The following is a 7,288-nucleotide window of genomic DNA, read 5'->3' as shown; positions in this document are numbered from 1 at the left end:
GTTTTATTATGACAAAGTCAAGTTTATTGGGCATTACAGTCTTCCACTCTACGTTTTTTAGCGAAGCTAAAATCCATAGAGGCGAAGTTATTTTACTCACTAACTCAAAGGAAACTACCTTTGAGTTCCGTTTAACAACAACTAACACTATGTAAAGAGAATAAAACTAACGTTTTACTATCTTTACACATCTTATTGGCAACAAGCTGAATAACTTATACAGCAAGTAAATTATTTGAATTTAAATGAAAGAAACATCAATACTACTTGGAGCAGGGTTTTCGGTTAACAAAGGATACCCAACAGCTAATCAACTTAATAATAAACTAACCGAATTAACAGCAGAAGACTTTTGGGTTGCATCCGAAGGAACAGTTCTCTTAAAAGAAAAAACTGAAAAAGACCCGAATTGGTTTTCAAGCGATTCAAAACATAAAATTTTTGTTGTAAATCTAATTAAGTATTATCGAGAAAAAACTGGAGGATTTAATTATGAAGAATTTTTTGATTTCTACAACAATGTAAAACCAGAAGAAAAAGGAACTGAATTTGATGATTTTTGCGAAAATTTCAGAAAAGAATATCATTTAGACACTAATAATTTAAATCTTATCAGTAAAACGAATAATATCTTTAATCAATTAATTTCAAAGTTCATAGTGGATGGAGATGGTAATAAATTTTACGAATCTATCCATTATTCAAAACCAATTTATCCTGGATATACAGGATTCTTAAATTGTATAGAAAATTGGGGAAAAGAAGGAATTACACATATTCATACTTTAAATCACGACATTTTTTTTGAAACCTTATCAAATTCAGATTGGATTCAAGGACAATTTTCGGACGGATTTAACGAATTAGGCTCAAAATATTACGGTGGGATAAAAGGAAATGTAAAAGTTAGATTATCATATTTTACTAATGTTTACAAAGATACATTTAGACTTTATAAACTTCACGGAAGTTTTGACCAGTTTCCTTTTCATTTACAAGATTCTGGAATTGACACGTATGTAAAAATCAAATTAGGAATAGGAACAACTGAATTGTATAAAGAAGTTGATGATGGTCAAGGAGGCTATAAATATGTAAATGATTGGGTAAATTATCATCCAGACTTTCTATCAGGAACAACATCTAAAATTTTGAGATATGGAGAGCCTTACTATTACGATAAAGTGTTTGCTAATTTCAAAAAAAACCTATCTCTTTCTAATAAACTTATAATAGTCGGATATGGATGTGGAGATAGTGAAATAAACAAAATGATAGAAAGTAATTTTGATTTTAAAAAGTATCCTGTTGTAATTGTTGACCCATATCCAACTAAACAAATTGAATTATTTGCTAAAAAATTTAATGCGAAAATAATTGAAAAAACACCAAATAATTTGGAATTAAACGATTGTGAATAAAAGCCAGTTGCCAACAATGGCTAAAATTAATACGGGTTTTGGTGCTTAATCCAAAGTTTAGTTTAATTTTATAAAGTCCGCCAAATCTTTTGATTTGGATTTAGAACAAGAAAAGATAAAACAAAATAAAAAGTTTTGGCTAATCGCTTAATCCGAAATTAAATGCTAATTTAATCCCGTACTAACCTTAGCCTAAGCCGTTGTATCACATTTAACCAAACAGATTCTGATAAAAAAACATTAAACATTTTACTTAATCAATATCTGTTTTTCCATATAAATAATTAGGAAAACTAACTTATGAAAAAAATAATATTACTAATAAAAATTTCTTTTTTTGTCTATTTTACAATAATGCTTTTTTGTTTATTCCAAAATAGTTGTTATAATTTTTATTATAATTACTCACCAATAATTTCCTCTATCTATTCCGTTATTTTTATAGTTTTATTAATCAATAATATTATCGAGAAGTCAAATATAAAAACAATAATTCTAAATATATTATTTTTATTATTAGCCTGTTTTATTTTGACTTGTCATTTGCTCAACATTTAATTTATGTAACTAAAAAATAGAATTCTTTAAATACTGAAAGTGAATTAAAAGGCAAAGAAGTTCAGTTGGTTAAGGACTTCAAAATTATGAAGTCCAATTTTTATATAGTAGAATTTGCCTCGATCAGTGCCGTAAACTAACTGAATTGAAAAGAGAGGATAGAACAGAGTAAAAACGTGTTACAACAATTAGTATAATGCATATGCACCCTGCGGGATGCAAACGCACCATACAAGAACCGTTAGTAGTAATGCAAAAAATCGTGCTAAAATTGTACATTTGAACTAAAAACGCCAACGTACAGTCAGGAACATTTATTTTTTGCCAAGGCTCAATTCCAACGCTCGAAATAATAAAAGAGCTTGCTTTTTTACACTACACATATTCGAACATTGAATTTTCATTAAAAGTTGATATATTTGCATTAAATGCAGATTAATATGGCTTCAAAAGCAATTAACAGATTAAAAGCAGTTTTAGCTGAACATGGTAAGACCAACAAATGGCTTGCCGAAAAACTTGACAAAAACGAAACGACTGTTTCAAGATGGTGTACTAATGAAGTGCAACCGTCTTTAGAAACCTTAATTCAAATTAGCGAATTACTATACATTGACGTGAAAGAATTGATAATATCTAACAAAGAGAATAACTAATGGCGACAGAAAAGGATCTACTTGCTGAAATTGAGGCACTCAAAAAGAAATTAGAAGTTGCCAACAACCGAATTAAAACCGAGAAATACGGAATTACTTGGTTGGACGTGCCAGAAGCATTTGAAGAAGAAAGCGAAAACCAACTACCTATTTTGACAGAGGTAAAAGAAAAAGCAATAAAAAATGATGACGGTAAACCTACCCACATTTTAATTGAAGGCGACAATTATCATTCGCTTACTTGCCTAAATTACACGCACAAAGGAAAAATTGATCTAATTTATATTGATCCACCTTACAACACAGGTTCGGATGGTTTTAGATATAAAGACAAACGAGTTTTAGATAAATACCCTGATGGAACAGAAGTTCCAAAAGACCACCCATTAAGACATAGTTATTGGCTTTCTTTTATGAGTAAAAGATTGGAATTAGCATACAATCTATTAAAGGATGATGCAGTTATGTTTATTTCAATCAACGAAGAAGAATACGCTTCGCTAAAACTACTTTGTGACCGAATATTTCAAGAGTCAAACTACTTAACAACATTTACAGTCAAGGTTAGACACGAAGACCGTATTCTAAAAGGAGATAAGGATTACCACGAAACAACGGAACAACTTCTTCTTTATCGAAAATCAAATAAGTTCAAAACAATTAAAAGGCTACAAGATAATACTTCAATAGACAAGTATGTATATCAAGTAGAAGAACTAATTGATAATCCAGAGAAAATAACTTTTGGAAATAAGGAAGTTGAAATTTTTAAACCAAATGAATATAAAATCATAAAAACGGAGCCTTCAAGTGAGAATTTCCAAAAAATTAATATTCGAGGATCTATAAAGGAGGGAAATAGTTCAGGAAGATTTCATATGAAATATCTTGAAGAAAGAAACAATCTTTTTAACTATTTATACAAAGTTCCAAATATTGGAGATGACCAATATGATTACAGATATTTTTTAACAAGAAAATCTGAAAACAATGCTAATGGATTTTATTTCCAAGGAGTTCCACAAAGTAGAAATGATATAAAAGAAGTGCCTTACCCAAATTTTTTAGACTTCGAAGAAACATTCAATAACGTAGGTTATGAAGGTGGAATAACTTTTAGAAATGGGAAAAAGCCAACTGACTTTATCAAATTTTTGATAAGTATTGGTTGTCTAAAAAAGAACGCTATTATTCTCGATTTCTTTGCTGGCAGTGGCTCAACGGCTCAAGCTGTAATGGAACAAAATAGCATAGACAAAGGAAAAAGACAGGTGATCCTATGCACGAATAACGAAGCAAATATTGCAACAGAAGTTACATATCCAAGAATAAGAAATGTAATTGGTGGATATAGCCAAACAAAAAATCAAAAAGAAATACTTTTTGAACTACCATTAAAGCCAACAAACCTAAAAAATAATACTGCTATTCTAAAAGCAATTGATGATTTTGACAATGATGATTATAAAGATCGATATGACGAAATAAAGCAAGAAATAAGAAATAATAAATTTATTATTAGTGGCATTATAAAAAAACAAAATCAAGTTCAAGGATTTGGCAATTCATTAAAGTACTACAAAACCGACTTTGTAGGCTCCAACAACATTCTTTCAGCTACTGACGAAGATAAGTCTTCATTAGCCCACAAAGCAGGTTATTTGCTTTCCATTGCAGAAAACACTTTAGAAGAAATCGAATTAAGTAGTTGTTACCAATTATTTGAAAATGATAAAAAAGTAACTGCCATTTATTTCAAAGAGGAATTGACCGAAATGGAAACTTTTTTAGAAAATGTTGAAAACATAGAAAAACCAATCAATTTGTATCTTTTTAGTTGGGGAAATAAAAGTGAATTTGAAACCTTGTTCGACCATTTGGAACACATTACCATTAAAACTATTCCGCAACCCATTTTAGAGATTTACAAAAAGATTTACAATATAGTTACCGTATGAGCAGATTTAATCCATTAGACTTTCAGAAGAAAGCCATAGATAAATTAGTTTCCACTTTTACCAATTTGTGGGGAAATACAGAACCGCAAAGACTTTTAGCGTTCAAATCACCCACAGGAAGTGGTAAAACTTTTATGGTTGCCAATTTTGTGCATAGCTTAAATGGTATGCCAACTTGGGATTATGATAAAGCCTTTATTTGGATTACATTTTCTGAAGACTTGGCAATGCAGAGCAAAGACAAGTTTCAAGAATATTTTGATACAAACCTTGAAAATGGTTTATTATCCGTTAATGATTTTAAACAAGGTAAACTTCACAAAAACGATATACTGTTTATCAATTGGCAAAAATTAGTTGCTTCCAAAAAAGAAAATCGTTTGTTAAGACGACCAGACGAAGAAGAATTTTTAAAAGAGCAAGGATATTACTTTGAGGACTTAATCGAAAACACGCATAAAGAAGGCAGAGAATTTGTCTTAATCATTGACGAAAGCCATAAAAACCGAGATACGGATTTAGCCCAAGAAGTAATTGATATTATCAATCCAAAAGTAATTCTCAATGTTTCTGCAACACCTAAAAACATTCCAGGTATTGATGAAATTGAAGAAGGAACAGCAGGTTACGTTGGTGTAAAGCGTGAAGAAGTTGTAGAAGAAGGTTTAATAAAAGAAAAAATTGCAGTTCAAACCGAAGAAGATTTAGCAAAATATCCAAATAAGGATTTAGATGAGTTGCTTTTAGATTTGGCTATTAAACGCCAAAAAGAAATTAAAGCAGAATATAAAACTTTGGGTAAAGACATAAATCCGTTGGTTTTAATCCAACTACCAAATGACGATAGTCGTTTGAAAGATGCAGGACAAAAAACCAAAGAGGAAATTGTTTTAGACTATCTACAAAAAAAGAAAATCGACATTGATAGGAAAGTTGGTTTATGGTTTGATGGTAAACAGAAAAATATGGACTTCATTACTCATATCGAAAGTGATGTTGATTTTATGCTGTTTAAACAAGCCGCAGGTACAGGATGGGATTGTCCGAGAGCTCATATTTTGGTAATGTTTAGAGAGATTAATTCGGCTTCTTTTTATACTCAAACCATTGGTAGAATATTGAGAATGGTAGAACCATATCGTAAAGACGATTACAAAAACAATCCGAATTTAAGAACAGGTTATTTATACACAAATTACAAACGTAATGATGTAGAAATTCCAGACCAAGGAACAAAAAATAAACCATTTATCTATACTTCTAAACGTAAAGAAGATTTAGAAAACATTGAAGGTTTATATTCAGACTTTATTTCTCGTGTCGATTATGGCGATTTAGGTCACGCAGTAAAATTTCAAATGAGTTTTTTGAAATCGTTTAATAGTTATTTCGACTTTGAGGAAAAAGACCACCCAATTACTCAAAGAGAAAAAATTGAAGCGAAAGGAATTGACATAAATCCAACACTCACGAATAAATTAATTGTTGATGCAGAGTTTACCGACTATGACAAAATAAATTTAGACTTTGCCAAAAAAGGACACGAAGAAGATTATGAGATTTCAAGAAATGACGTTGAGAAATTATTTAATTGGTATTGCTTTCAACTACTTTCAGAACAAACAGAAGCAGAAGCAAAAGTTTCAAACGTTTCTCGTTCTTGGTCGCCTTTAAAATCAGCATTTAGAGTTTGGTTTAAAAGCATATTTGACCAAGATAGCAATTTGTATTACCGAATTTTAATAAATGATTTAAATAAGGAGCAGTCAAGTGTTTTTAGACAAGCACTGACAAAAACCTTAAAAGATTATTATCCAATAAAGAAAGAATATTTAGAAAAGCGTAAAAAGGATATAGAAAAAAGAGAAGCTCCACTCTTTGAAATAAAAGAAGAATACACATTTACTGAAGATTATGCAGAGTTAACCGCAGATGAAGGAACTTCTGAATTAAGTGCAATCCAACCATTCTACTTGAAAAAAGAATACAAAGGGCGAGAAAATGAATTAAAATTCATAAACTATCTTGAACAGAAAAAAGATAAGTTGGATTGGTGGTTTAAAAATGGAGATTCAGGTAAAGAATTTTATTGTTTGAGATATTACAATACAGCGAAAGAGGAAGAAGCTCTTTTTTATCCTGATTGGATTTTAAAATTTAAAGACGGAAGATTTGGAATATTTGACACAAAAAGCGGACAGACAGCACAAAACCCTGAAGGACGAGCTGAAGGACTTACTGATAAACTGAAAGAATTAAATGAAAATGACATAAAATATGTTGGCGGACTTGTAGTGTTAGAGAATAATCAATGGTATTACTTCAACAACGAAAGGTATCTGTTAGAAGCAACAGTAAAAGGAGTTGAAGAACCACAAGCGGAATACGCAGTGAAATTTGACTACGATTATACGCCAGGAAAATTGACAGAAAATTGGAAACCATTAAATGAACTATTTGACTAAAGCCAACGCTACGAGCCATATACAATCACATTGCCTACAACGTTGACCCGTCCTGAATAAAGGCTACATAATTTTAAACATTATGTATAGAAATGACAAAGTAATTAGACGGTATTCAGAACCATTTAAACTGAAAATATTAGCCGAACTTACCACCGGAAAACACACAAAGAGCGAACTTTGTAAACTCTACTCTATTGCACCTACAACGGTCAATGAGTGGATTAAAA

Annotated in this window: 4 protein-coding genes; all 4 read left to right on the top strand. The window is 30.6% G+C overall.

Annotated elements, in window-relative coordinates; all coding sequences use genetic code 11:
• The first annotated feature begins 245 nt into the window (after window positions 1–245).
• On the top strand, window positions 246–1,421 hold the full coding sequence (locus EGM88_RS15545; RefSeq protein WP_123899335.1) for an SIR2 family protein: 1,176 nt from the start codon (window positions 246–248) through the stop codon (window positions 1,419–1,421).
• Between the two features lie 998 nt (window positions 1,422–2,419).
• Window positions 2,420–2,635 carry a helix-turn-helix transcriptional regulator gene (locus EGM88_RS15540; RefSeq protein ID WP_123899334.1) on the top strand — a complete coding sequence of 72 codons (216 nt, stop codon included), beginning with the start codon at window positions 2,420–2,422 and terminating at the stop codon, window positions 2,633–2,635.
• The gene (locus EGM88_RS15535; protein ID WP_123899333.1) at window positions 2,635–4,593 is read left to right on the top strand and encodes a site-specific DNA-methyltransferase; all 1,959 of its coding nucleotides are present in this window, start codon (window positions 2,635–2,637) and stop codon (window positions 4,591–4,593) included. Before EGM88_RS15540 ends, EGM88_RS15535 begins: the two co-directional genes overlap by 1 nt.
• The gene (locus EGM88_RS15530) at window positions 4,590–7,058 is read left to right on the top strand and encodes a DEAD/DEAH box helicase (RefSeq protein WP_123899332.1); all 2,469 of its coding nucleotides are present in this window, start codon (window positions 4,590–4,592) and stop codon (window positions 7,056–7,058) included. Before EGM88_RS15535 ends, EGM88_RS15530 begins: the two co-directional genes overlap by 4 nt.
• Window positions 7,059–7,288 lie beyond the last annotated feature (230 nt).

The organism is Aureibaculum marinum (genome assembly GCF_003813905.1).
Taxonomy (GTDB): Bacteria; Bacteroidota; Bacteroidia; order Flavobacteriales; family Flavobacteriaceae; genus Aureibaculum; species Aureibaculum marinum.
Note: the sequence above shows the minus strand (reverse complement) of the source record. Positions and strands in the feature narration are given on the sequence as shown.